This is a genomic window from Cellvibrio polysaccharolyticus, assembly GCF_015182315.1.
Taxonomy (GTDB): domain Bacteria; phylum Pseudomonadota; class Gammaproteobacteria; order Pseudomonadales; family Cellvibrionaceae; genus Cellvibrio; species Cellvibrio polysaccharolyticus.
In genome coordinates, this window is record NZ_PRDL01000001.1 from 2,503,228 (window position 1) to 2,526,672 (window position 23,445).

The 23,445-nt window shown below is 50.8% G+C and carries 18 protein-coding genes; 8 read left to right on the top strand and 10 right to left on the bottom strand.

The window, feature by feature from the left end:
• Positions 1–39: 39 nt before the first annotated feature.
• Positions 40–1,593 carry an FMN-binding glutamate synthase family protein gene (locus tag C4F51_RS10755; protein ID WP_193909666.1) on the top strand — a complete coding sequence of 518 codons (1,554 nt, stop codon included), beginning with the start codon at positions 40–42 and terminating at the stop codon, positions 1,591–1,593.
• The gene (locus C4F51_RS10760; protein ID WP_193909668.1) at positions 1,586–2,113 is read left to right on the top strand and encodes a DUF3806 domain-containing protein; all 528 of its coding nucleotides are present in this window, start codon (positions 1,586–1,588) and stop codon (positions 2,111–2,113) included. The genes C4F51_RS10755 and C4F51_RS10760 overlap by 8 nt, the downstream gene beginning before the upstream one ends.
• Before the next feature lie 100 nt (positions 2,114–2,213).
• Here C4F51_RS10760 and C4F51_RS10765 read toward each other — a convergent pair whose 3' ends face one another.
• Both C4F51_RS10765 and C4F51_RS10770 read right to left on the bottom strand, forming a co-directional pair.
• On the bottom strand, positions 2,214–2,624 hold the full coding sequence (locus C4F51_RS10765) for an HIT family protein (RefSeq protein WP_193909670.1): 411 nt from the start codon (positions 2,622–2,624) through the stop codon (positions 2,214–2,216).
• A gap of 45 nt (positions 2,625–2,669) precedes the next feature.
• Positions 2,670–3,509, bottom strand: coding sequence for a 4-alpha-glucanotransferase (locus C4F51_RS10770; protein WP_193909672.1), 840 nt, complete (start codon positions 3,507–3,509; stop codon positions 2,670–2,672).
• Positions 3,510–3,582: 73 nt separating this feature from the next.
• Between C4F51_RS10770 and C4F51_RS10775 the strand changes: the two genes are divergently transcribed.
• Positions 3,583–4,038, top strand: coding sequence for a YaiI/YqxD family protein (locus C4F51_RS10775; protein ID WP_193909674.1), 456 nt, complete (start codon positions 3,583–3,585; stop codon positions 4,036–4,038).
• 594 nt (positions 4,039–4,632) lie between these two features.
• Positions 4,633–6,486 carry a DEAD/DEAH box helicase gene (locus tag C4F51_RS10780; protein WP_193909675.1) on the top strand — a complete coding sequence of 618 codons (1,854 nt, stop codon included), beginning with the start codon at positions 4,633–4,635 and terminating at the stop codon, positions 6,484–6,486.
• A gap of 47 nt (positions 6,487–6,533) precedes the next feature.
• Here C4F51_RS10780 and C4F51_RS10785 read toward each other — a convergent pair whose 3' ends face one another.
• Both C4F51_RS10785 and C4F51_RS10790 read right to left on the bottom strand, forming a co-directional pair.
• Positions 6,534–7,025 carry a TlpA family protein disulfide reductase gene (locus C4F51_RS10785; RefSeq protein WP_193909677.1) on the bottom strand — a complete coding sequence of 164 codons (492 nt, stop codon included), beginning with the start codon at positions 7,023–7,025 and terminating at the stop codon, positions 6,534–6,536.
• A gap of 17 nt (positions 7,026–7,042) precedes the next feature.
• The gene (locus C4F51_RS10790) at positions 7,043–9,157 is read right to left on the bottom strand and encodes a TonB-dependent receptor plug domain-containing protein (RefSeq protein ID WP_193909678.1); all 2,115 of its coding nucleotides are present in this window, start codon (positions 9,155–9,157) and stop codon (positions 7,043–7,045) included.
• Positions 9,158–9,480: 323 nt separating this feature from the next.
• Between C4F51_RS10790 and mntR the strand changes: the two genes are divergently transcribed.
• The gene (mntR, locus tag C4F51_RS10795; protein ID WP_193909680.1) at positions 9,481–9,918 is read left to right on the top strand and encodes a manganese-binding transcriptional regulator MntR; all 438 of its coding nucleotides are present in this window, start codon (positions 9,481–9,483) and stop codon (positions 9,916–9,918) included.
• Between the two features lie 53 nt (positions 9,919–9,971).
• Here mntR and C4F51_RS10800 read toward each other — a convergent pair whose 3' ends face one another.
• A complete protein-coding gene (locus C4F51_RS10800; protein ID WP_193909682.1) occupies positions 9,972–10,253 on the bottom strand; it encodes a hypothetical protein in 282 nt (93 codons plus the stop codon).
• Positions 10,254–10,277: 24 nt separating this feature from the next.
• Positions 10,278–13,199: an RNA polymerase-associated protein RapA gene (gene rapA, locus C4F51_RS10805; protein ID WP_193909684.1), complete on the bottom strand. Its 2,922-nt coding sequence runs from the start codon at positions 13,197–13,199 to the stop codon at positions 10,278–10,280.
• A 171-nt stretch (positions 13,200–13,370) separates the two neighbouring features.
• On the opposite strand from rapA, the gene C4F51_RS10810 reads away from it, so the two are divergent.
• The 3 genes from C4F51_RS10810 to C4F51_RS10820 all read left to right on the top strand — a co-directional run bounded on the left by C4F51_RS10810 (position 13,371) and on the right by C4F51_RS10820 (position 20,085).
• Complete coding sequence (locus C4F51_RS10810) at positions 13,371–14,285, top strand: D-hexose-6-phosphate mutarotase (protein WP_193909686.1); 915 nt, start codon at positions 13,371–13,373, stop codon at positions 14,283–14,285.
• Between the two features lie 147 nt (positions 14,286–14,432).
• Positions 14,433–16,334 carry an acyltransferase family protein gene (locus tag C4F51_RS10815; RefSeq protein ID WP_193909688.1) on the top strand — a complete coding sequence of 634 codons (1,902 nt, stop codon included), beginning with the start codon at positions 14,433–14,435 and terminating at the stop codon, positions 16,332–16,334.
• 733 nt (positions 16,335–17,067) lie between these two features.
• On the top strand, positions 17,068–20,085 hold the full coding sequence (locus C4F51_RS10820) for a TonB-dependent receptor (RefSeq protein WP_193909690.1): 3,018 nt from the start codon (positions 17,068–17,070) through the stop codon (positions 20,083–20,085).
• Positions 20,086–20,257: 172 nt separating this feature from the next.
• On the opposite strand, the gene C4F51_RS10825 is transcribed toward C4F51_RS10820, so the two are convergent.
• The 4 genes from C4F51_RS10825 to C4F51_RS10840 all read right to left on the bottom strand — a co-directional run bounded on the left by C4F51_RS10825 (position 20,258) and on the right by C4F51_RS10840 (position 23,407).
• Positions 20,258–21,241, bottom strand: a complete 984-nt coding sequence (locus C4F51_RS10825; protein ID WP_193909692.1) for a malate dehydrogenase — start codon at positions 21,239–21,241, stop codon at positions 20,258–20,260.
• A gap of 225 nt (positions 21,242–21,466) precedes the next feature.
• The gene (locus C4F51_RS10830) at positions 21,467–22,102 is read right to left on the bottom strand and encodes a dUTP diphosphatase (protein ID WP_193909694.1); all 636 of its coding nucleotides are present in this window, start codon (positions 22,100–22,102) and stop codon (positions 21,467–21,469) included.
• Between the two features lie 58 nt (positions 22,103–22,160).
• Positions 22,161–22,949 (bottom strand): TatD family hydrolase, encoded by a 789-nt coding sequence (locus tag C4F51_RS10835; protein ID WP_193909697.1) that lies wholly within the window; start codon positions 22,947–22,949, stop codon positions 22,161–22,163.
• A gap of 104 nt (positions 22,950–23,053) precedes the next feature.
• Entirely contained in the window at positions 23,054–23,407 is a 354-nt protein-coding gene (locus C4F51_RS10840; protein ID WP_193909699.1) for a PilZ domain-containing protein, read from the bottom strand.
• Positions 23,408–23,445: the final 38 nt, after the last annotated feature.

Genomic DNA, 23,445 nt, shown 5'->3' on the forward strand with positions numbered 1-23,445 from the left:
GGCGATGTACCGGCTGGTCAGCAGGATGAGTGACAGGTTATGTCGGCTGAGCAATTTACGTTTACTTTTCTCAATGTTTTGTCGTTGATGTTTATTGTGCTTATTGTTGGCGCAATTTTGCTATTTATTGTTTATTACATTATTGATATCACCCAACATACGCATACCTTGCGGCGCAACTATCCGGTTATTGCCCGCTTCCGCTACTGGTTTGAACACCTCGGGACTTTTTTTCGCCAATACTTTTTCGCCATGGATCGCGAAGAAATGCCCTTTAATCGCGCCGAGCGTGCCTGGGTGTATCGTGCCGCGAAAAATGTAGACCCCAATGCTGCATTTGGCTCAACGCGAGACCTCAACCCTACCGGCACCATTCTTTTTCTTAACTCTGCATTTCCGGTGCTGGAAAAAGACGCAGCGCTGCCCTCGCCGGTGACCATCGGCCCTTACGCCCGCACGCCTTACACCACCAGTTCGCTGTTTAATATTTCCGGCATGAGTTATGGCGCCCTGTCAAAACCGGCATTATTGGCGTTATCGCGCGGCGCAAAAAAAGCCGGTTGCTGGTTGAACACCGGCGAAGGCGGCCTTTCGCCCTATCACCTGGACGGCGGTTGTGACCTGATTTTTCAAATAGGTACCGCCAAATACGGTGTGCGGGATATGGAGGGCAACCTGAGCGATAGCCGTTTGCAGGAACTGGCCGCGATTGATGCGATAAAGATGTTCGAAATCAAACTCAGCCAGGGTGCAAAACCCGGTAAAGGCGGTATTTTGCCCGCCGAAAAGGTATCTGAAGAAATTGCTGCCATTCGTGGCATCCCGGTTGGCCATCCATCCATCAGCCCCAATGGCCACACCGATATCCGCTCGGTGGATGACTTGCTGGATATGATTAACCATGTGCGCACGGTGACCGGCAAACCGGTAGGCTTCAAGGCGGTTATTGGTGAAACCACCTGGCTGGTAGATTTGGTAAAAGCCATTCGCAACCGGGGCATTGAACATGCACCGGACTTTATCACCATTGATAGCGCCGATGGCGGCAGTGGTGCAGCACCGCAACCGCTGATGGATTATGTGGGCCTGCCGTTAAAAGAAAGCCTGCCCTGGGTGGTTAATCTGCTGATTGAAGCGGGCCTCAAGCAGCGCATTAAACTGATTGTGGCTGGCAAGTTGATCACCCCGTCGCTGGTAGCCTGGGCGCTGGCCTGCGGCGCCGACTTCGTCAACAGCGCGCGCGGTTTTATGTTCGCCCTGGGCTGCATTCAGGCGATGCAGTGCCATAAAAACACTTGCCCTACCGGCGTTACTACCCATAACCCCAAACTTCAGCGCGGGCTCGATCCTACCGACAAGGCTAATCGCGTCGCGTTTTACCACCAGAATATGACCTACGGTGTGGGTATGATTGCCCACGCCTGCGGCGTCAGCGAACCCCGACAACTCTCCAGTCGCCACGTACATATTGTGACTGCGCCGGGAGTTTCTGTATCGCTTGATGATTTTTATCCGCAACCGGTTGTCATAGTCGATAATAAACCTGCTACCCCATCCACCGAGCCAACCAATTCCGAGGTCCGCCATGGTTAAAACGCTTGTTTCTCTGTTGTTCGCAGCAACCCTCTGTGGCAGTGCTTACGCCGCCAATTCAAAGGTCGTGCTCGAAGAGCCGGGTATGATGGATCGATCTTTCATGGATCGCCAGGTCGATAGTATTGATCAGCTGGCACGCACTCGTCTGGGCAGTCAGGTGCGAGGCAATATGTCGGATCTGGATTTACTTCAGACCATAATTAATCAGGGCTTGATTCCTTCCACTGACACCGAAGCCTTGCAGGCGCTGGGCGCTGTAATGGGACGCGTGCTGGAAGCTGACCTGCCCTCCTTGCAATGGAAAATTTATATTGATCGGGTTGGCCGCAGCCGCGCCCTGTGCATCACCGGCACCCAACATTGCCTTTTTCCAATGACTATGTTGTCCCGCCGCATGAGCACTGGTCTGAAGCCGGATGTGCACAAAGTGTATGAAGGCGCGATTGATTTGATTGAAGAACATTTACCACACGCCCCCTACGGCGGCGACATACTGCGCAACTTCCAGCCGCGCTAGGGCTTACCCGCCGTCCAACGTAAAAAGAGCTGCGCCAGGCAGCTCTTTTTTTAGCAATTTTCCTGACAACAACTCATTAACCCGATGTCCGCATTCATGGTCAGGCGGCGCTGCTCTCTGCCGCCAACACCTCACGAATTTTTTCCGCAGCAGCAGCCAGACTTTCTGCATCGGCATTTTTTGCATGGGCAAAACTGAGGTCTTCCATGGAATCAATCGGTACCAGATGGATGTGCGTGTGAGGCACTTCAAGGCCGGCAATCATCAAACCCACACGCAACGACGGAAAAGCTTTTTTTAGCGCATTGCTGATTTTATGGCTTACCTGCATTAAATGCGTAGCGGTTGCCAACGGCAAATCTGTCCATTGATCAATCTCTTCCCGGGGAATCACCAGCACATGCCCCGCCCGGATGGGTTGAATGGTCATGATGGCGATGCACTGCTCGTCGCGCCAGACAAAATGTCCTGGAATTTTTTCTTCCATAATCAGCGTAAACACACTGGCCATTGGTAAATCCTCCGATAGTAATGCGTCAATTTGCAGCGACCGGCCTTAGTAAACGGCCATGCCATGCCGAAATAATTCTCTTGCCAGCACTTCGTCCAACAAGGGTAAATCTGTATCGCGTAATTCGAGAAAGCTGATTTGATGCTGTCGATAACGCTGCTGCTTTTCCAACTGGTTGGAAATGGTCGCGGCATTAGCTTGCGCATCCCAATAGTCTATACACAAGCGAATTTCCGGTACAAAAAAATCCGCAGTAACGCCAATATCTTCAGCCAGGGCATAGCTGGTTGCGTAATTGACGCCAGTCAGATAAAGCCAATTATTAATCAGGCGTTCTGCGCTATTGCGATACCCCTGACCGTTCAAGGCACGTCCTTCTGTGACCGATAAATTCGGCGAAAGGCTCATAACAATGTGTTGGTAAGCGGGTTGTTCGAGCAGAGTTTCCGGCCAGGTCACATAAGGAATGCCGGATTGTTCATTTTCCTGCTGCTGCCCGCCAAGCGCTGCGCCCGCAGGCGTCAAACACCAACCGTGCAAGTATTTTTTAATCCAGCCACGCTCTGCCAGTAACAGGTTAACCAGGCGTGCGGGCAAGCCGGCTTTTTGCCCCAGATGCGTTGCACTCAGCGGTGCGTCCGGTAGCATCAAAAATATCGGGTGGTTTTGTACCGACTCCGGCCAGGCAATGTATTCACCAAACTTGGGATGGGTAAGATAAATGCCACCTTCGAAACGTCCTTTGGCGGTCAGTTGCCAATGACCATCCACTTTGATAATCCAGCCGCCTTTGGCCAACAGTACAAAAACTTCCTTACTCTCCTTGGCCAGCGAACGGGCCAGGGCGGTGGTAGAAATATGTTTTTCATGCGTCGATGCAGTCATTGCAAATCTCTGTCTTTATCCTGAACCGAGTGTAACAGGTATAATTGGCGTTTTCGTTTGCGGAACCCCTGTCATGCAAATCTGGATTGATGCCGATGCCTGTCCGAAACCGGTCAAGGAAATTGTTTTTCGCGCCGCGGTGAGAACAGCCACTCAAGTGACTCTGGTCGCCAACCAACCGCTTTCGGTTCCGCCATCACCCTTGATTCGCGCCATTCAGGTCAGCAGCGGTTTTGACGTGGCCGATAATTACATTGTCGACACTGCCGTCAGTGGTGATTTGCTGGTAACTGCCGATATTCCGTTAGCTGCCGAAGCGGTTGCCAAAGGGCTGATTGTGGTCAATCCACGCGGCGAAGAATACACCCGCGAAAATGTGCGCCAACGATTAAACATGCGCGACTTTATGGAAACACTGCGCAGCAGCGGCATCAACTCCGGCGGCCCAGCCCCTTATTCGCCGCAGGATCGCCAGGCATTTGCCAATTCGCTGGACCGTTTACTGGCACGCTTTCGCCTCGCAAACTGAACAAATAAGCCAATAGCAAGGGTTTATTATATTGACGCTGGTAAATTGTTAAAGGAATCACTATACTGCGCCCACTTTCAGTAAAGCCTCTGTAAAACCCAATGATGTCGCGCGGGGTGATGCTGAACAGACCGGATGTCTGAAGGCTGCCCGTAATCATTGATTTCCTTTATCGTCGACGCAAGTCGCGATCCAGCCTTTCCAAGTGACGTAATCCTTTATCGAGCAAGGTTGCTCAAAGGTTACATGGTACCGCTTGAACGTATTGTTTTAGCATCAGGTGCCAGGGATATGTTGATCCAATTGTTCCAAATGCCAGTATACCCATATCAGTTTGTTTGCTAACAGCATTGGTGTTGCCGTCGGTTGATGGTAATTATTGCTGCCAGCTTGCAATCCGGGTTATCGACTGCATCGCGAATTAATCAGATCACAGCGCTTCTGTTTCCCCTGTTTGTTCGCATGGTTACCGCCAATACGATCACTCGCATCAGAGCGTCACAGGTTTTATTTAAATACATTAACGACAAGACCCTGCGTAGTTTGCGTGACCGGGCAATGTCGTTTTCCATTGCTTCACAACAAGGTTCAAGCATGTCATCACCTGTATTATTTAGCGATCTCGCTCTTTCCGAACCCGTTCTTAAAGCCATTCAATCTGTTGGCTACGAACAACCTTCACCTATTCAGGCTGCCGCAATTCCGGTATTGCTCAACGGTGGAGACATTGTAGGTATGGCGCAAACCGGCACCGGTAAAACCGCTGCATTTGCGCTGCCATTGTTATCCCGTCTGGATATCAAACTGGCCGAACCCCAAATTCTGGTACTGGCGCCAACGCGTGAGCTGGCCATTCAGGTTGCTGAAGCCTTCCATCGCTACGCCAGCGAAATCCCCGGTTTCCATGTACTGCCAATTTACGGCGGTCAGGACATGACCAGCCAGCTGCGCTCCTTAAAGCGTGGCGTTCACGTCGTCGTTGGCACGCCCGGTCGTGTTATGGACCATTTGCGTCGCGGTAGCCTTAACCTCAGCAACCTGAAGAGTCTGGTACTCGACGAAGCTGACGAAATGCTGCGCATGGGCTTTATTGACGATGTAGAGTGGATTCTGGAACACACTCCGGCAACCCGTCAAACCGCACTTTTTTCTGCCACCATGCCACGCGAAATCCGCAAGGTAGCAGACAGCTATTTGCGCGACCCGCAAGAAATCAAAATCGCCAGCAACCAGTCTACCGGTGACAACATCGAGCAGGTTTACTGGATGGTAAGCGGCACCAACAAAGTGGATGCGCTTACCCGTATTCTGGAAGTTGAGCCATTTGACGGCATGATTATTTTCGTGCGCACCAAAACTGCAACCGTTGAGCTGGCTGAAAAACTGGAAGCTCGTGGTTACGCAGCTTCTGCACTGAATGGTGATATGAACCAGCAGCTGCGTGAGCGCACCATTGAGCGCCTGAAAAATGGCAAACTCGATATCGTTATCGCTACCGATGTAGCCGCGCGCGGTATTGACGTTGAGCGTGTAAGCCACGTTGTTAACTACGATATTCCTTACGATAGCGAAGCTTACGTTCACCGTATTGGCCGTACCGGTCGTGCCGGTCGTAGCGGCAAAGCGATTCTGTTTGTTGCACCGCGTGAAAAACGCCTGCTGTACACCATCGAAAAAGCGACTCGCAAGCCTATTACGCTGATGGAATTGCCAAGCGGCGCTACGGTAACTCGTCACCGTATTGATCAGTTTACCCAGCAAATTTCTACTACGTTGGCAGAGCAAACTGACCTGACATTCTTCAACGATTTGTTGGCAGAATTCAGCCACAAAAATGATGTTTCACCGGAAGAGATTGCTTCTGCGCTGGCGTTTTTAGTGCAAAGAGAGCGTCCGCTGCAAGTGAAATTCACTGACGTTAAACCAGACCGCTCACGAGATGAACGCGGCAGTTTCCGCGAACGTGATGATCGTGGCGGCCGTGATCGCGATAGTCGCGGCGAGCGCAGTGACCGTCCTCGTGGCGGCAGCCGTGAAGATCGTCCGCGTCGCGAATTCGCCTCTGACGAAAACATGCAGCGCTACCGCATTGAGGTAGGCCGCAACCACGAAGCACGTCCTGGTGATATCGTTGGCGCCATCGCCAATGAAGCCGGCATTTCCAGCAGTAACATTGGCCATATCAAACTGTTTGATGATTTCTCAACCGTTGATCTGCCCAAAGGTTTGCCAGCAGAAACGCTGACCCAACTGAAGAAAGTGCGCGTGCGCAACCGTCCGCTGGAAATTACCGTGGACACAGGTGCAGGTGGCAACTTCTCTCGCGAACCGCGTGAGAAACGCCCTTTCTCTGACAAGCCGCGCCGTGAAGGTGAGTTCAAGGGCAAGCCGAAAGTGCGTGACCGCGATACCAAAAACAAAGGTTACCGCGGTAAAAAGCCGGAGTAATCCGCTAAAAAAAATGGCCTGAATAATTCAGGCCATTTTTTTATCTGTTATTTTTGCAATGCACGACAAGTGCTGCCGGTCAGCCAGTTGGCCGCCGCCAGCAACTGCTCTTCATTCAGGTAGCCACGATAGCGCCCTGCCTCTTCGCCTTGCGCATTTAACACCAGTGTCATCGGGGTTGCTTCAACACCACCCACCTTGCGCAGAAAAGTTTCTGTGCCAGCAAAAGCCGGTAGCTCACTGCGATGACGTCGCAGCTCTGCTCTCAATTGGCGATCACTGCCGCGAATACCGACCAATTGCATAACCACTTGCGGGCAAGCCGACTGCACCGCTTGCATTGCCTGCATTTGCAAACCACACCAGCGACAATCCGGCTGATAGAACATCAACAATTGCGGCTTTTTTGGTTGCAGCGAAGCATCCGGGTGATCTGATAACACGTTTAGCGGCATGCCAGACAAAGCTGCACTGACCGGCACAGACATACCCAACCACAGCCCGATGCAAAAAATCACCGGGCCATATTTTCTAATCATTATGGGGTTGCCATCGCTTAAAAAGACCATTTAACCCCGGTATAAAATTCCCGGGAATCCATCGGGCCGTATATATAGGCCACATCGTACCCTCTCAAATACATCAGCGGTGAACCGGATTTTCTTACCTGGCTGTAATTGAATACATTGTTAGCGCCGGCATAAACACTGAAATCATCGCTAAATGCCCAGGCCGCTTTGAAGTTTACCAGCGCATAAGATGGCGCTTTTAACGGCTTGGCAATTAACTCCGCCTCATCATCGAACCCTTCATAACCGTATTCAGCAAGGTTACGCGAGGCATACCAGACCGCGTCCATATTCAGCGAAAACTTATGCCATTGAAATTCCGTACCCAAAGTAATCCGCTGCTCAATAGGGGCGATGGCGTAAGAGGCCTTGAATGCATCATCATAGTCAAAATTTTCGAAAGAAAATCGAGCGCCCCAATAGTCGGTGATTTGATAGCCAAGCACCAGATCTGCCGTTGTGACGCTCGCTTTTTCACTGAGCTGCGACAAAACCGGCACGCCCTCTTCGGTGTGCTCCAGCGAAGCCAGATTGTTCAGACTGGTGTATGCCACAGAAAAAGTAGCATCCAGTTTTTCGCCTTCATAACTTAATGCGTAATTGGTAGAAAGCGATTCTTCCAGCTTATCGACATCAATTAAATAGCCCATTTCCGCATCAAGAATGCCGTGCTCGCTCTCAAAAAAAGACAGGGGCGCGCGATACCCTTTCCCGATGGATAAACGCGAAGTAATAGCGGGCGTATGAAAAAAACGGGCATCCAGCCGGGGGGCAATAAAAGTTTGCTCAATCTCGACACCGGGTTTGGCAGGATCGATAAAATCTGCCTGGACGCGATCTACCCGCAATACGGCAGAAATTTCCATCGGCAGGGCCGGCGTCCAGGTGTTTTGCAGAAAAAAGCCGTAGGTATCGTAATCAAAACTGTCCGAGATAAAGTTCTCAACGTCCTGCAGCGCTTCAGTTTTTGAGCGCAAGGTTTCCGAGCGATGGTCAACACCAAAGGTGAGCAAATGCTGCGGATGCCAAAGCCAGTCGAAGGCACCGCGATAATAATTCATGGTGTTCTCAGCGTAATAATCAATACCTTCGTAGAAAGAATCCTGCGTGTGATCGGCATAACTCCAGGCGAATTCAGCGCTCAGCGTATCAGAGAATTCTGTCAGCCATTTTAAATAGGCCTCTTCACGGGTGGTATCAACCCACTCCAGGGTTTCCCAGGGTTTGCCAATAAAACGGTTATTCACATTACCGCCTTCAAACAGCTGCTCCGACTCGACACCATCGTAACTGGCCAAGGCAGAACCGATACTGTGCACCACATCGCCCAATACCGGCCCGCCGAAAACCTCTGAATTAACGCGGGCGACTCGCAGCTGGACATTGTTATGGTCGTTTATATCGTGCGATAAACGCGCACTCAGGCTGCTGTTTTCCTGGAAAGGCTTTTCGGAAACCCCATTGTTATCACCATCGGTCTGATCATGGGTGTCGTACTGGGCAATGAGCGTCAAACCGGTTCGGGCATCCGCCGAAACGCCGGTCGCATAGGCTTGCAGGGCCTGATAACCATGCTGCCCGGCAGAAATATCAGCTTCCAGATAATTGCTTTGCGCATCCCGGGTAACAACGTTAACCGTGCCACCAATTGCCTCGGGTGCAATCAATGAGGCGCCGGCACCGCGCGCAATCTCGATGCGATCAATGCCGGTGGTTGCCAGCGCATCAAGAGCGTAGAAACCGGAGATCATGGTATGCACCGGCAAGCCATCCACCAGAATAGTGGTGTGTTCACCGCGCATGCCATTGAGCATTACCCGCTTGGCACCGCACATGGAACATTCGTTGGAAACCCGAACGCCGGGCTGATGTTGAATAGCCTGGGATAAATTCAGCGCCTGACGCGCATCAATCAGGGTGCTGTCCAGCACTTCGGTTTTCTGAATAACATCCTGCAGCCGCCCGGCGCTCGCCAGACGATCACGCAGCCCGGTGACCAGCGTTTCTTCCACTGCGGTAGCAGCAAGCGCCCCGTGCCCCACACTTGCCAACAGACAGGCCGAAACGGCCAGTGTTACCTTCCGAAGCTGGTTCTTTTTCATACGCCGGGTTCCCGATGCCGATTGCTGAAATCTTCAATGATGCCAAAGCAAACAAATTTAGCAGTTGCTACACTTTTGCGTCAAGAGCGATGCAAGAGATTCTCAGGTGAGAAAGAATAATGTTTGTTAAATCGGGAAGTGGTGCACGCGCCTATAGCAGGGCTTTACTGATCTGAATCATAGCTCCAGGGTAGCGGTTGCTTTAAGATAGCGACACGGTTTCCTAACCCTTATGCAGAAGACTCCATCCGCCGGCTCATGCAAGCCGGTGGTGATGACGCAGCAACGAAGCGCCGTCATATCCTTTTCCCCAGGAGCAGGTTGTGCCCAAACAACTGGTTGACCCACAAATTCAGGCCAAATGGTTCTCAAGAGTTCGCGAGGCCCATAAGGTAGAAACGACGGAAGATTACGTCGAACTGATCGCCGATTTGATTCATGTAAATCAGGAAGCCCGCCTGAGCGATCTGGCGCAACGCCTTGGCGTTACACACGCCACCGCCAGCAAGGTATTAAACCGTTTGAAAGAAGAGGGTTATGTTTCCAGCCAACCCTACCGGTCGATATTTTTAACGCCGACCGGCGTGGATTTGGCAGAAAAGTGCAAAACGCGACATCAGATTATTCTTAATTTTCTGATCAGTCTGGGCGTGAGCCGCGAGGCGGCTGAGTACGATGCAGAAGGCATTGAGCATCACATCAGCGAAGAAACACTGGAAAAATTCAAAGCCTTTACCGCCGACCACAAAAAACCGGATTGAACCTGCCAAAAAATAGACGAATGACCGAACAGCGGTCATTCGTCTATCCCGTTTTACTCATCAAACAACTGAATCATATAACCGGTTTTTATGGCTTCGGCCATTGCTTTATCGGCCATCACTACCCGCGGATCTTCCAGCAAATTTTTTGGCACCAGCTTGCGCTTTTCAATTTCAATGGCGGTAAAACCGGCGCGCATTAAATAAATTTTGCATAACTGTTCGGCACCGAATAGATCGGCAAAATGAATGTAAACAATGAAAGCTTTTTTTTGACCGATTTCAATATCATCGCGAGCTTTGCTGGCGGTGGCATTGGCTGAAAATATATACATGGTTTATTTCCGATAAAAAGTCGATTAAATAATCATAATGACACGAAGCGCATCCAGCCGCAGCGTAGCCTGGGAGAGATAAGCCAGGCTGTCGTCAAGCCGTTGTTGCAAATTATCAATTTCCAATTGGCGCACGTTGGGGTTGACCAGCTGCAAGGCTTTCATACGCTCCAGCTCGGCAGTCAATTGCGCAGTAATGGAATCCTTTGCCGCCTGAATCAATTCGTGTTGTTTTGCTGCGGTTTTCTCTTCCGCTTGCGAGAGCATGGTTAACAAGGTAGGCCTGGCGTGACGCACAATGTCCCGAGCGTTATTACGGGGCACTTTTTGCAGCAGTTTGCTAATTTGCTCTACACCCAATACCGCCGCCAGATCCTTGCCATTATTATCCAGCAACACCCGCAACATGGATTGCGGCATATAGCGGAACAACTGCAAATGCGCCGGCGCACTGCAATGCAAAATAAACAGGGCTTCCAACATTAACGTGCCGGGTTTTAACGGAGGCAGTTTTAAGGTGCAAAAAGCAGTATTACCAAAATCGCTCAGTGTCACCAATTCCTGGGCGCCGCGAACCAGCGGATGCTCCCAAGTAAGATATTGCATATCTTCACGGGATAACGCCTGGGTGCGATCAAAGGTGACGGTGACGCCGCCTTCGGGCAAACACGGGAAAGATGGCACCCGCATGTGATCGCCCGGATGCAACACCAGACTGCGCTCGCTATGACGCTCCGAGTCGACACCGAACGCATCAAATACCGCATCCAGGTAGTTGGACAAAACGGCGGGTTCAGCCGCTTGCAACGCATCCACCAACTTTTCCGCCTGTTCGGGCTTGCAGGAGTTCAGCTCCAGCAAACGATCACGACCTTCCTGCATTTGCTGCACCAGCGATGCGCTGTGCACTGCGGCTTCTTTCAACAAGTTATTGAAGTCGCCATCATCGCGCTGAGTGAGTGCCTGCAAAAAGCGGTCACCAAAATGGGAAATCACCGCCTGACCAATGGCCGAGGTTTTTTCAAAGGCATTAAGCCCTTCATGGTACCAGGCTAGCAAACGTTGCTGCGCGGTGGCCTGATAAAAAGGAACATGGATATTGACGGTTTGGGTTTGACCAATACGATCCAGACGGCCAATTCGCTGTTCGAGCAAATCCGGATTTATCGGCAGATCAAACATCACCAGGTCGTGGGCAAACTGAAAGTTGCGCCCTTCACTGCCGATTTCAGAACACACCAGAACCTGCGCGCCCTCTTCCGTATCGGCAAAATAAGCTGCCGCGCGATCGCGTTCAATTAAATTCAGGCCTTCGTGGAATACCGCCGACAATACGCCTTTTCTCAAACGCAGGTAGTCTTCCAGCGATTCAGCCGTTTGGGCTTTAGCACAGATGATCAATACTTTTTTGCGACGGTTTTGTTTCAACCATTCGCTCAACCAGGTTACACGCGGGTCAGCCAGCCACCAGGCTTCATCGGATTGCTGTTGCCAGAATTTTTCCGGGCGCAACACCTCAATCAACTTTTCGCCATTAAGCGCTTCGCGCTGCTCTTCAGTCAGCTCAATTTCATGAGCATGCAATTGGCGGTCGGGAAAGCCGCTTACCGAGTTACGGGTATTTCTGAACAACACGCGACCGGTGCCGTGACGATCCAGCAGCTCGGCAATCCAGCTGTCGATTTGTACGGAAAAATCACCGGCTTTTACCGCCGCAGGCGTTGCCGATGGCAACCAGGTAGCGAGTTGTTTTATCAAGGCATCGGGCAGCGAAGCTGCAGCAGAATCCTTGTGCGCCAGTAATTGCTGCACCAGGTTGTTCAGCGGCTGATAAGCCTGCTGTTCTTTAATAAAAGCCGGCAGATCGTAATAGCGATCCGGGTCTAACAAACGCAACCGGGCAAAATGACTCTCCAGCCCCAACTGCTCAGGCGTAGCGGTTAACAATAAAAGCCCCGGTGCCACCGCCGCCAGCGCTTCGATACAACGGTATTCATTGCTGACATTATTTTCGCTCCACAACAAGTGGTGCGCTTCGTCAACCAGCAACATGTCCCAACCGGCGCTTACTGCTTGTTGCAAGCGCAATGGGTTGCCGGTCAGAAAATCCAGAGAGCAAATTACCAATTGGGCGGATTCAAACGGGTTGTCATTGGTGACTTCGGACGCGCGCTCGTCATCATCTTCATCATGATAGTCAACCGAGATTTCGTCACTATCCAGCCCGGTCAGCGCCTGACAGCGCTTTTCATCAAGCAAGGTGAAGGCAAGATTGAAACGGCGCAGCATTTCCACCAGCCACTGGTGTTGCAAGCTGGCCGGCAGCACGATGAGCGCACGATTGACCTGACCGCTGATCAATTGTTGATGCAGAATCAAGCCGGCTTCGATGGTTTTACCCAAACCCACTTCATCGGCCAGCAAAACGCGCGGCGCGTGTCGTGAAGAAACTTCGCCGGCGATATAAAGCTGATGCGGCAGTAACTGCACCCGTGGCCCGGCGAGGCCATAGGCAAGTGAGTGTCGATGCTGATGCAAGTAATGAAGGGTTTGATAGCGCAGTGTGAAATGGCGGTGCTTGTCCAGCTGACCGGCAAACAAGCGGTCTTTAGGGGTAGAAAACTGTACAAAGCTGTCCAGTTCGAATTCCGGAATCGCCAACTCTTCACCGTCGGCAGTGGTGCCGAAATACAGCAGACAACCCTGTTGTTCAAGCACGCGGGTGATAGTGATGCCGGTGCCATTCTGGTGATTCACTTTTTCGCCAACCTGATAAACCACACGACTCACCGGGGCGTTGTCTACAGCGTAGGTACGGCGCTCGCCTGCTGCCGGAAAACTCAGCGTGAGCCGACGATTGGCCATGTCCAGCACAATCCCCAATCCCAGCTCGGCTTCAGATTCACTGATCCAACGTTGCCCAATAACAAATTGCGGTTTACTCACTTGATTACCTTTCACTCATCAAAATCCGGGGGCGCATGATACTGTGTATGGCCGTCAATGCCAAAGCCGACGGTAACACCCATGAGAATTGGGATGCAGGATGTTCAGCCATTGGTTAAAATTCGCCACTTGCTGTTTTCTATCGCCAACCTCCTGCAATAAGGTTTGTACATGTCTGTATTGTCTTCGGCGACACTCGCCCTGATTGAACAATCTCCATTTCTGCAACTGGTTTCCAGCCGCGATCGCTACCCGGCAGCGCCGGGCGAAGGTTTGCCACTACTGGAGGTTAAAACGTCTGCGTTTGAAGCGGTAATCGCCTTTCAGGGCGCGCACTTGCTGTCATTTGTTCCGACCAGGGGCGAGGATTTACTGTGGTTGAGCCCCAACTGCAATTTCTCGGAAGGTGCTGCGCTGCGCGGTGGCGTTCCGGTTTGCCTTCCCTGGTTTGGCCCTCACGAAACCGACAGCCAGGCCGCCAAACACGGCTTTGCTCGCAATAACGTATGGCAACTGACCTCAGCCAGCACCTCCACAGACAACACCGTTGAGTTGCTGTTCAGCTTTGCGAGTCAAAATCACCCGCTGTTTCCCCAGGCATTTTCGGCAAGCCTGCGCTTTTCATTGGGCGCATCGGCCAAACTGGAATTGACGGTCAACAACGACAGCGAAAATGACTTCACTACCAGCTGGGCACTACACAGCTACCACCCGGTGAGCAATCTGGCGGCAGTAGAAATCCCGGTTCTGGCCGGAAAAACCTACCTGGACAATCTCGAAAAACACGCCAGCAAGCAACAACATGGCCCGCTGCAATTCCACGGCGAAGTAGATCGCGTATTCCCGGCGGTTAGCGAAAGTCTGGTTATTGAAAACTCCCAACCACGCATCCGCATTGATCACCACAACGCCCCCAGCGTGGTCACCTGGAACCCGGGCGCTGCCAACGCTGCCAACATTGCCGATATCGGCGCCGGCCAGGAACAACACTATATCTGCATGGAACGCGGTGCCGTACTGACCGAAAAATGGACAGTGCCCGCTGGAAAATCCGTCAGTGGCTGGTTGGAAATTACAAAACTCTGACGGATTTTATTAAATTGTGGGCATAGTCTTTAACAGCAGGTAATTCAATAACGGGTTGATCAGGAGCCTCGAAAAAGAGGCTCTTGTAATTGGCAGCCTTAACAATAAAACGATCAACCGCCTGAACGACCCCTGGTGATTTTATCTATGACGCAATCTCGACCTGGCAACGCTTATTTTCCGCACATTGACGGGTTGCGAGGCGTTGCCATTCTGGCCGTTTTACTCTTTCACCTGGACATTGCCCTGTTTAGCGGCGGTTTTATCGGGGTTGATGTTTTTTTTGTCATTAGCGGCTTTTTAATCACATCGCATATACGCAACCTGATAGAGAAAGATCGTTTTTCCCTGGCAGACTTTTACGTGCGCCGGGCGCGTCGACTGCTGCCCGCCTTACTTTTCACCCTTGCGCTAACATTGATAGCCGGCTGCATACTTTTTTCTGCATCACAACTGGAAGCGCTGGGAAATAGTGCTTTGCAGGCACTCTTCTCGGTCGCCAATATATTTCTCTGGTTAGAATCCGGTTATTTTGGTACTGACGCGGCAATGAAACCCTTGCTGCATATGTGGAGCCTTTCCGTTGAAGAGCAATTTTATCTGGTCTGGCCGTTCTATTTATTATTTTTCGCCAGGCGCTGGTCAATTGCGGTATTAATTATTCCCGGTGCCATTTCACTGGTTTGCGCCCAGTACTGGTTATTGCACGACAGCTCGATGGTTTTCTTTATGATGCCATTTCGAATTTGTGAATTTGCCCTTGGCGCGATGGCCTTTTATTTATATCAATCACAAATAAAAACCCGGGCGCTACGGGAAGGCGTCTCACTTATTGCCCTGGCCCTGATTTTAACACCGGTATTTATTTACCAGAAAGACACACTATTCCCAGGCTTGAGCGCTATGATTCCGGCACTGGGAACCGCACTATTGATTCACTCAACGGCCAACACATCCACTGCAAGGCTACTTGGGAGCAGCCTGCCACGCTTCACAGGACTGATTTCCTATTCCGCTTATTTATTGCATTGGCCATTGATCGTTATTTACAAGTACGCTTTTTTCCCGGTGCTCACATGGACCGCTCAATTGTCGATTGCGGTATTAAGTTTCGGTGGCGGCTATTTGATGTACCGCTTTGTAGAAACACCTTTTCGAAAAAAATCCGGTCACCATTTCAAAATCTCAGGAAAAACGCTGGCGCTCACTCTGCTTCTGTCCGCCGGCATTATTACCGCAAGCAGCCTGATTATTATCCAGAGTGACGGTTGGCCCTCGCGGTTTGGTGCCAATCAGTTTACCCAGGAAAAAATCGAAGAAGGTATGGGTGATCGTTTCCGGCTTTTGTCCAGATTGTGCAAAACACGCGCATCGGATAACTGCCAAGTGCCCTCTCCCGATAAAACCAACAACGTTTTGATTATGGGAGACAGCCATGCTCCCGATGCCCTTAATATGTTTTTAACGGCATTTCCTGAAAAGCATTATGTAATGGATACTTTGCCTGGCGGTTGTCCGCCGCTTATTGCCGAAGATCAGAGTCTGTTAAGCCCTCAACATCCTGATCGTCAAAAATGCATTGATCACAACCGGAAAATACTGTCGGCTGATTATTTGAAAGATTTTGATCAGGTTATTATCAGTGTTTACTTTGATTGGTACCGGGCAGAAAATTTGGCCAAAACTCTTGAGGCAATTGAGGCGCTGTCGGATGCAAATATCATTGTGCTCGGCAATTACATCGTGCTGAACCGGGGCATGGCGGAGCTGGTTAACCAGCAAATAGATATTCGTCAATCGCAGGAATTTATCAAGAGCTTTGCCTTGTACGAACAGGAATTGAAAACCTTGCCGTCAGATCGGGTGGTATTTATCAGCAAAAAAGCATTGTTGTGTGACGGCGATGATATTGGCAGTTGCCGACTGTTTTTTAACAACAAACCTTTCAGCTGGGATGAACATCACCTGAGCCTGCAAACCGGTATCTATCTGGGCCAGAAACTCAAAGAACGATACCCTGAGTTTCCTGTGCCGGCCAGGCCACATTAAGCTGCCCTCCGAAAACACTTTCGCGCCTGGCGAGCTTTAAAATCGGGATATCCCAAGGCTTCACATTAGCCTGACAGATGAAACCCGTCGCCAGCGCCCTGGATTGCCATTCCCGTGATATCCCTCACTGCATCCGGCCGGGCCCCGCCGGATTTTTAACACCGGGAGCCCCCGGTTTTCCCTGCCAATTCCAACCAGCGACCACAGCAAGAAAGTCGGGATTCCTTAATGAGGAACGGCTACTGAAGTGCTGACTTCGAGTAACCATTCCAGGCATTTTCCATCAAGGAAAATATGTTTCATGCGACAAAAATGTAAACGGTTACTTAATATCATGCGATATTTGAGATTTTCAATGGCAGTAAGCCCTAAAATAGTCCACCACTAAAAAACAATTAAGTTACTGATAATAAACAATAATAGATATTTATTAGCCCCAAGCCGTATTGCATTGCCAACACTTCTTTAAAAATTTTAACCTTTTTCACGTAAAACGGTTGTAAACGATTACATAATCTAACATTATTACGCCCGTTTCTGGATTTCAGCATCCAACAACATAAAAGCAATAAGCGATAAGTAATAAACAAAGGTGTTCCGCCTATTCATTGAGTAACCACATTCCATTGACGGGTCGTCCCTGCTGGCAATCATCCTGCTGTTTTTCCGCAGCGATAAGGCTGATCGGGGTTGTCTGTGACATGTTATGGGGTTCAACCATTACGAGGATTTCATGGGCTCTCCACATTTTAAAAAAACCATTTTGTCATCTTGTGTCGCTGCTTTGTCGGTAGCGGTATTGGCCAGCCCGGCAATTGCGCAGAACGCAGGTGTGGACGGGGGCTCGGTTGAAGAAATCGTAGTTACCGGTATTCGCGGCTCGCAGAAAGCGGCTGTAGATGTAAAGCGTAATTCTGCTGTGATTGTGGATTCAATCGTTGCGGAAGATATCGGGAAATTACCCGACGTAACCATCGCCGACTCCTTGCAGCGTGTATCCGGCGTGCAAATTGACCGCGAAGCCGGTGAAGGCTCAAGCCTGAACGTGCGCGGTATGCCGCAGGTACTGACTACATTAAATGGAGAAGCTTTCCTTAGCCCATGGTCCCTTACCAAGGTTAGCGCTAACTACTCCGACATCCCTGCCTCCATGGTTGCCGGCGTAGACGTTATTAAATCCCAGTCTGCATCCACTGCTGCGGGCGGTATTTCCGGTGTAATTGATCTGAAAACCCGCCGCGCTCTGGATATGGAACAGGGTTGGACTGGCACCGCTGCACTGGAAACCTCTGAAGGCTCCATTACCAAAGATGCCAACCACGACGTTAATGCTTTCGTAGCCTGGAATAATGGCGACCTCGGCTTCACCTTTGGCGCATTCAGCTCGCTGACCAACGCAGCCAACTATCAAATGTACGAAGACTCACGTCTGGGCTTCGTGAACGCCGGTGGCGACCCGCTGGATTTGAATGGCGACGGCAACACCACTACTGACCGCTATCTGGTACCGGCAGGTTATGGCGTAAAAGCTTATGTAATGGAGCGTGAGCGCGAAGGCTTTGCCACCTCGTTCCAATCCCGCCTGAGTGATTCATTAACATTCACCGGTGAAGTTTTTTACACCAAAATGGACCAATACGATCGTGGTGTAGAAACACAATTTAATGGTAGCCGCGACTCCAACTATGATGTGTTGCGTCCAGGGTCTGTCACTACCAAAGAGACTGTAGTGCGCGGCACTGGCAATACACCGGATCGGGTAATCAACTCGCTGCAAGTCGCTGTCGTTGAAGCGCCGGATTTCCAGGCAACTACCAAAAGCAAACAAAACCACACTGACGCAATCAACAGCAACTTCGAATTGGCGTTTGATTCAGGCGAAGCCTTCAAAGGTTCTGTGCGCTATATCCACGCTGAAGCGAACAGAAAATCGGAAGAAGCCAGTTTTCAACAAGGTACACCTGCCTGGTATTGGATTGATGCCGATAACGATGGCGTAAATGATCCACGCGATCCTTTCCTGGTCACTGTGGATTACACCAAAGAATATCCAACCTTTACGTATGGCGATGATTTGTCCAGCATCGACCGTTTGAATTTGTTCCAGGCAGCTGCCTTTGAACAAAAAGACGAAGCGACCATGGATGTATTGCGCGCTGACGGCTCCTATGAATTTGAAGTTGCTGACTTCAAATCGTTTGATTTCGGTGTGCGCGTGGATCGTCGCGATGTAAAAACTACCAAATCCGACTATATGACCCCCACTGGCCGTTACTCAACCTGGGCAGACCCGGCCGTTCCTGAAGAACTGCAATTCAAGGAATTGCCAGGCGATTATGTATGGCAACGCTACCCGGATTGGTACGACTTCAAAGGCAATGCTGACATGGGGCAAGCACCCTTCGACAACTTGAAATCCCAGCTGATTTCCTACAACGATTTCGGTCCGTTTAACGGCTTTGAATCAGGTGTGGCGGCGTTGAATCCAAAGTCTCTGGATAACGTCAATGGCTTTATGAATTCACTTTACCCTGGCGCCACCAAATTTGCCGACCCGGCAAAGGCTTACTCGGTTGTTGAAGATTCTGCGTCGATCTATTTCCAGGGCAACTTTGAAAATGACCAGGGTCTGTTTGGTATTCCTTATGCCGGTAACCTCGGTTTAAGAGTTGTTGAGACCAAGCGTGAAGTGGTAAACAGCACTTACGCTGCTGGTGCCGTTCCAGCACCAGGCAGCTACTACGGTGGTGGTGCAGAAGCTGCAATGGGCAAACCACCAGCCGGCTGGCAGGTAATGTATAAGCAGCTGGGTACAAAGACTACGAAAACATCCTTCACCGATGTTTTGCCAGCGGCGAACATCAGCTTCTTCCCAACGGATGATGTGATTGTGCGTTTCGGCTACAACAAAACCATGAGTCAAAACGACCTGGTTAACGTTGGCGAAGACGAAGTTCTCTGGTATCAGGAATACAAGGTTTATACCCCGGACGGTACGCGTGAAGATGCCGAAGGCAAATACAACGTAGTGACCAGCCCGGGCGGTGGTAACCACCAGGGTAATCCGAATGTTAAACCCTGGCGCGCGGACAACTGGAACGCCTCTGCCGAATGGTATTTTGCAGAAGGCAGCATTCTGGGCATAGGTGTGTTCCTGATTCAGGTAGATACCGCGACTGAAACCTTGCAGGAAGCGCGCACCTATCCGGATTCCGACGGCGTGGTTCGCCGTACCGCTAACGTGTGGACGACCCAGAACGTATCGGCCTCTGACCTCGCCGGTTTCGAAGTGGGCTACAAGCAATCCTTTGATTTCCTGCCGGGCATCTTCGGTAATACCGGTGTTGAATTTAACTACACCTATTCCGATAGTGACTCGGGCGATGAAGATCTGGAAGGCAAAAGCTTCCCGCTGCAATCCAACTCGGAGCATCAGTACAACGCCATATTGTGGTACCAGGGTGAAAAACTCAGCTCGCGTATTGCTTACAACTGGCGCAGCGATATTTTCCAGGGTCGTGTTGGCTTGAACACCAACGAAGCCCCCATCAGTATGGGTAACTGGACTGAAGCAGCAGGCTATCTGGACGTGTCCGTTAACTATGATGTTATCGACAACGTAACGGTGTATGTTCAAGGTACCAACCTGACAGAAACCAACTATCGCAACTACGCACAATTCGAGAATCAGTTCCACTCGTTATCTGTGCAGGAGCGCCGGATTGCTGCCGGTATTCGTGTACGTCTGTAATCTACTCGCTTGATGGCCGGCGCTTGCCGGTGACGACAAAAAACCCCGCTCGATAAATTCGAGCGGGGTTTTTATTTACGTAAAAAATTTAATCCAATAAAAAAGCCCTTGCTTTGCGAGCAAGGGCTTTCCCGGAAACCACTCTCTCAAGGAGAGAGTTTATTCAGAAGACTTACGCTGGCAGCAATTCTTTTACTGCGTCGCGCTCTTCCTGCAACTCTTTTTCAGTAGCTTGCATTTTGCCACGTGAGAATTCGTTAATTTCCAGGCCTTGAACGATTTCCCAATCGCCGTTTTTGCAAACAACCGGGAAAGAGTAAATCAGACCTTTTTCGATGCCGTAGCTGCCATCGCTGTAAACGCCCATGCTGACCCAATCACCTTCGGCAGAACCCAGAGCCCAGGTGCGGATGTGATCAAGCGCAGCAGAAGCAGCAGAGGCAGCAGAAGAAGCACCACGGGCAGCAATAATAGCAGCACCGCGCTGTTGTACAGTCGGGATGTAGTCTGCTTCGTACCAGGCCTGGTCAATCAGGTCAGTAGCGGTTTTGCCGTCAACAGTTGCGTGATGAACGTCCGGATACTGGGTGGCAGAGTGGTTGCCCCAGATGATCAGTTTTTTCACGTCGTTTACGGTTTTACCGGTTTTTTGCGCCAGCTGGGTCAGGCCACGGTTATGGTCCAGACGGGTCATGGCAGTGAATTGGCGCGGGTTGATATCCGGCGCATTGCGCTGGGCAATCAGGGCATTAGTGTTAGCCGGGTTGCCAACAACCAATACTTTAATGTTGCGGGAAGCGTGATCGTTGATCGCTTTACCCTGCACAGAGAAGATAGCAGCGTTGGCAGACAGCAGGTCTTTACGCTCCATGCCCGGGCCGCGAGGACGAGCGCCTACCAGCAAGGCGTAGTCGGTATCTTTGAAAGCAACGTTCGGATCGTCAGTGGTCACGATGCCAGCCAGCAATGGGAAGGCACAATCGTCCAGTTCCATTGCTACACCCTGAAGTGCTTTAAGTGCCGGAGTAATCTCCAGCAATTGCAGGATTACCGGTTGATCTTTGCCCAACAGGTCGCCAGCAGCGATGCGGAACAGAAGAGAGTAGCTGATTTGGCCAGCTGCGCCAGTGACGGTAACTCTTACAGGTGCTTTCACAATAGAACTCCGTTTTTAATAAATTCGGTTGATAAAACAGAAGAACCGGCATCTTGTGCCGTTGATCGGGGCGGGATTATAGCGTTATTTGATAACCAATTTCATCTATCAAATCACTGCAGAGCAGTTATTCGCTGCCCTTTGCCACTCCCGCTCTTACAGAGCGCGGCCATTTACCAGGGGCGTAACGCGCTGGTTTTGCGGCAAAAAATGCCGCGTAAATCGTTAATTTTGCTGATAACGCGCCAGTAATCTAGCGTAAAGCTGCTCGCTGAAATCAGCCAGCGAGGCATCCAGCTGGCTGACCACCTCGACCAGATGTTCATTATCTTCGCGACCGTCCTGCCACAATTTCCGGTAGCTGCCGGATTGGTAGCCGTGGTCCTGACGGAAAAAATTCAATACATTTTTACCCACGTAGCCTTTGTACAAATCATCAAAGGTCATTTCTACGCCTTGCATCAGGCCGGCAAAATGTTGCACATGAAAATGCTGATCCTGAAGCGTTGCCAACGCAAAGGCTTCTACATCTTTACGAAAATCAGCGCTGGTGACAGGTTGCACCAATTGCGCCAAAACCTCGCTCACCATCGCATCGCTGGCGGGGCTTTTTTGCAACAAAATACTTAATCCAAAATGCCAGATATCGATCAGCTCCAGCGCAACCTGGTCTACGTCCGGCTGCTGCTTTTTCCACCACTTCCAACCGTAATGGTCGAGTAATTCAGCACATTCCACCCAGATAGCGCGATACCAGGCATTGCCCTGCTCGCGCCAGGCGCTGTGAACGCGGGTGTTCATGCTGTCTTGCAATTCCAGCATTTTAAATAGTTGCTGTCTCTGTACTTGTTGCTGCGTCATAACTGGGTCCGTAATAACTGGGGCGGTAAAAACCAGGTTCGTATTTTCGGTGCAGGGTTTAGGGCAAATATTGCTTTGCCTTGCCAAACAAACGATAGAAATTTTCAGTGGTGTGTTGTGCCAGCTCTTCAAACGGCAGGCCTTTTACCTCGGCCACAAACTCAGCCACTTCACGCACATTTTTCGGTTCGTTGGGCTTGCCGCGATAAGGCACCGGTGCCAGATAAGGCGAGTCGGTTTCCACCAATAGCCGGTCAATCGGCATTTTTCTCACCACTTCGCGAATTTGCTCGGCATTTTTAAAGGTCACTATGCCGGAGATCGAGATGTAGTAGTTCAGTTCCAGCGCCTCGCGGGCCATCTCCCAGTCTTCGGTAAAACAGTGTAGAACACCGCTGAACTCGCGGCTGGCATGTTCACGGATCAGCGCCAGGGTATCGGCTTTGGCTTCACGGGTATGTACCACTACCGGCAAACCGGCTTGCGCACCGGCGTGCAGGTGCATGATGAAGCTTTCCTGCTGTAGCGCTTTGCTATCGGTTTCGTAGTGGTAATCCAGCCCGGTTTCACCGAACGCAACCACTTTGCTTTCTTTCGCCCAGTCGAGTAACTGCTCAATGCTGGCAGTACCGGCAGTAACATCGCAAGGATGGATACCTACCGAGGCGACCACAGAAGGATATTGTTGGGCAATGTCTACCACCTGACGGATATTCGCCAGACTGATACCAATGCAGAGCATTTGCTGGACACCGCGAGCATGAGCTGCAGCGATGGCCTGATCAAGGTCGCCACCATAGACATCAAGCTTTAGTCGATCAAGGTGGCAATGAGAGTCAATTAACATGAGATAACACCGTAATCATCGCAGCAGATGCTGCCGGGATGATGGTCAATAATTGCGTCAAGGAAGCAGAAATAAATAGAAAGGCAGCAGGCAGAACAACCGTGTTACATGGTGTGCGTAGGGCGATCTGACGAAAGCGCACCGGCCAGATAAGTTTCAATGCGGGTAACCGCGGTATTGTCCTGATCACTGAACTGCACACCAATGCCGGCAGCCCGATTTCCCTGTGCGCCTTTGGGTGTAACCCATACCACCTTGCCCGCCACCGGGATTTTCTCCGGTTCGTCCATCAGGCTCAGCAACATGAAGACTTCGTCACCCAACTTGTAGCTTTTACCGGTGGGTATGAACATGCCGCCGTTTTTTACGAAGGGCATATAGGCAGCGTAAAGTACGGCTTTATCCTTGATTGTCAGAGAAAGAATGCCATTTCGGGCACCGCCACCGAGAGGTTGCATATATCCATCCATCGAAGTTGAAACTGTTGCCGGTTACG

Excerpts from the sequence above, each read along its gene's own strand:
- C4F51_RS10840 (WP_193909699.1), bottom strand. The coding sequence starts at position 23,407 with ATGCAACCTCTCGGTGGCGGTGCCCGAAATGGCATTCTTTCTCTGACA.
- C4F51_RS10830 (WP_193909694.1), bottom strand. The coding sequence starts at position 22,102 with ATGACGCAGCAACAAGTACAGAGACAGCAACTATTTAAAATGCTGGAA.
- C4F51_RS10800 (WP_193909682.1), bottom strand. The coding sequence starts at position 10,253 with ATGTATATATTTTCAGCCAATGCCACCGCCAGCAAAGCTCGCGATGAT.
- C4F51_RS10790 (WP_193909678.1), bottom strand. The coding sequence starts at position 9,157 with ATGAAAAAGAACCAGCTTCGGAAGGTAACACTGGCCGTTTCGGCCTGT.
- C4F51_RS10775 (WP_193909674.1), top strand. The coding sequence starts at position 3,583 with ATGCAAATCTGGATTGATGCCGATGCCTGTCCGAAACCGGTCAAGGAA.
- C4F51_RS10835 (WP_193909697.1), bottom strand. The coding sequence starts at position 22,949 with ATGTTAATTGACTCTCATTGCCACCTTGATCGACTAAAGCTTGATGTC.
- C4F51_RS10765 (WP_193909670.1), bottom strand. The coding sequence starts at position 2,624 with ATGGCCAGTGTGTTTACGCTGATTATGGAAGAAAAAATTCCAGGACAT.
- C4F51_RS10810 (WP_193909686.1), top strand. The coding sequence starts at position 13,371 with ATGTCTGTATTGTCTTCGGCGACACTCGCCCTGATTGAACAATCTCCA.
- C4F51_RS10785 (WP_193909677.1), bottom strand. The coding sequence starts at position 7,025 with ATGATTAGAAAATATGGCCCGGTGATTTTTTGCATCGGGCTGTGGTTG.
- C4F51_RS10780 (WP_193909675.1), top strand. The coding sequence starts at position 4,633 with ATGTCATCACCTGTATTATTTAGCGATCTCGCTCTTTCCGAACCCGTT.
- C4F51_RS10755 (WP_193909666.1), top strand. The coding sequence starts at position 40 with ATGTCGGCTGAGCAATTTACGTTTACTTTTCTCAATGTTTTGTCGTTG.
- C4F51_RS10760 (WP_193909668.1), top strand. The coding sequence starts at position 1,586 with ATGGTTAAAACGCTTGTTTCTCTGTTGTTCGCAGCAACCCTCTGTGGC.
- C4F51_RS10815 (WP_193909688.1), top strand. The coding sequence starts at position 14,433 with ATGACGCAATCTCGACCTGGCAACGCTTATTTTCCGCACATTGACGGG.
- C4F51_RS10820 (WP_193909690.1), top strand. The coding sequence starts at position 17,068 with ATGGGCTCTCCACATTTTAAAAAAACCATTTTGTCATCTTGTGTCGCT.
- C4F51_RS10770 (WP_193909672.1), bottom strand. The coding sequence starts at position 3,509 with ATGACTGCATCGACGCATGAAAAACATATTTCTACCACCGCCCTGGCC.